General features: G+C 65.7%; 2 protein-coding genes. Both read left to right on the forward strand.

Features of this window, described 5'->3' with window-relative positions; genetic code table 11:
• A partial coding sequence (locus RMO85_RS07460; protein ID WP_310528077.1) for an adenosylhomocysteinase occupies positions 1 to 547 on the forward strand: 547 nt, incomplete at its 5' end.
• A gap of 50 nt (positions 548 to 597) precedes the next feature.
• On the forward strand, positions 598 to 1,837 hold a 1,240-nt coding region (locus RMO85_RS07465), incomplete at its 3' end, for a hypothetical protein (protein ID WP_310528079.1).

Below are 1,837 nucleotides of genomic sequence, written 5' to 3' on the forward strand. Positions count from 1 at the left end.
CCAGGTCGCCAAGCTCGAGAGCGTCATCGCCAAGGCCGACATCATCGTCACCTCGACCGGCTGCTTCAACGTCGTCACCGCAGACCACATGCAGCAGATGAAGAACAAGGCGATCCTGGCCAACATCGGCCACTTCGACAACGAGATCGACATGGCCGGCCTGGCGAAGGTCTCGGGCATCAGCAAGACCGAGAACAAGCCGCAGGTCCACGAGTGGACGTTCGAGGACGGCGAATCTAGCATCGTGCTGTCCGAGGGCCGCCTGATGAACCTCGGCAACGCCACCGGACACCCGAGCTTCGTCATGTCGAACTCCTTCTCGAACCAGACGATCGCCCAGATCGAGCTGTTCGGGAAGACCGACGAGTACTTCGACGAGCAGGGTGCACCCAAGGTCGAGACGCTGCCCAAGCACCTCGACGAGAAGGTCGCCCAGCTCCACCTCGACGCGCTGGGGGTCGAGCTCACCGAGCTCACCAAGGAGCAGGCTGAGTACCTCGGCGTCGACGTCGCCGGGCCGTACAAGCCGGAGCACTACCGCTACTGACGGGTGGGGGTTCTTGGCCAAGTGCGCATGGTGAGGCGCCGCCGGGCTGGTTGCTCGGCGGCGCCTCGTCGTCCGACCGGCGAGGCCGCACTGCGTGGTCATCGCCCGATGCCGTCTGTGAAGCTGCCGTTCCTGCGGTTGTCCGCAAGGAGCACGTGTTCCCCGGGACACCTTGTTATGTTCAGGCCGTGACATCACCTGGGGGGTCGAACTCCGTCGGTTCGACGATCCGCTCTGTTCGCCTGACTCAGGCTGGAGCGGCGTTCGTGGTGCTTGGTTGCCTGTTGTTGCTGGCGTTCCAGCTCTGGACGTCCGGCAGGGGGCTGGACCTGTTGGACGAGGCCTACAGCCTGTCGCTCGCGTCCCAGCCGGCAGCCTCCATCAGAGGCGGCGACGTCTTCCTCTACGGATTCGTCGTCCACCCCCTGTTCCTTCTGGCTGGCCAGCACATCGCGACCTACCGCGTTCTGGGATTGGTCATCCTCGTGGCGGCAGCCCTCTGGATGGTGGTCGAGGTCGAGCTGAACCTTCGGGTGCGCGGGGTGCACGTGGCGCGGTCTTCCCGCGCTGTCATGATTCTCGTCGTCGCGGTCAGCACGATCTCGGTGCTCGCTGTGCGTAGCCCGGGCTACAGGTCGGTTGCCCTCGTCGGCATGATGCTCGCGATCGCGGCGCTCGCGCGGATGTCGCGAGGGCGTCCGGCGTCCGGGGGGCTCGTTCTCGGCATCGCGGGCGTCCTGGTCTTCACCGGAAAGCCCACCTCCGCTGCTGCACTGGCCGTTGCGGCGGCGATCTTTCTCATCGTGGAGCGAAGTGCTGGACTTCGGGCCCTCCTGTGGATGGCGCTAGGCCTCGCGCTCTCGGTCGTCGGGCTCTCGCTGATGTCTGGGCTCACTCCCGTGGGGCTCTACGGCTTTCTGCTCAGGGGTTACGCTCAGGTGAGCGCGTACGACTCATATCAGTCCGTGTGGTCGATGCTCGGGCTGGGTGCGTTCAACCTGCAGACGTCGATTCGAGCAGCCGTGGTTCTCTGGTTGCTGTTGGTCGTCCCGGCTGCCATCGTCTTCGTCCTGCTCAGCAGGCTCGCCCCCGGCGTGCGGGTCGTCGGCACCCTCATCGTGCTGGTGCTGGGAACCGCCGCCGCGACCTGGGTCGCGATGCAAGGTCTCGTCGAGCAGGGATTCGGCGTCCAGGTCCAGCCCGTGACGCTGGCCATCCCGATGGTGGCGCTGCTGTTGCTGGCTCGACACCGATGGTGGTCGCGCACATCGAAGGGCACCGTCGAGCCAG

The sequence above is a fragment of the Nocardioides sp. genome (assembly GCF_031422975.1).
Lineage (GTDB): Bacteria > Actinomycetota > Actinomycetes > Propionibacteriales > Nocardioidaceae > Nocardioides.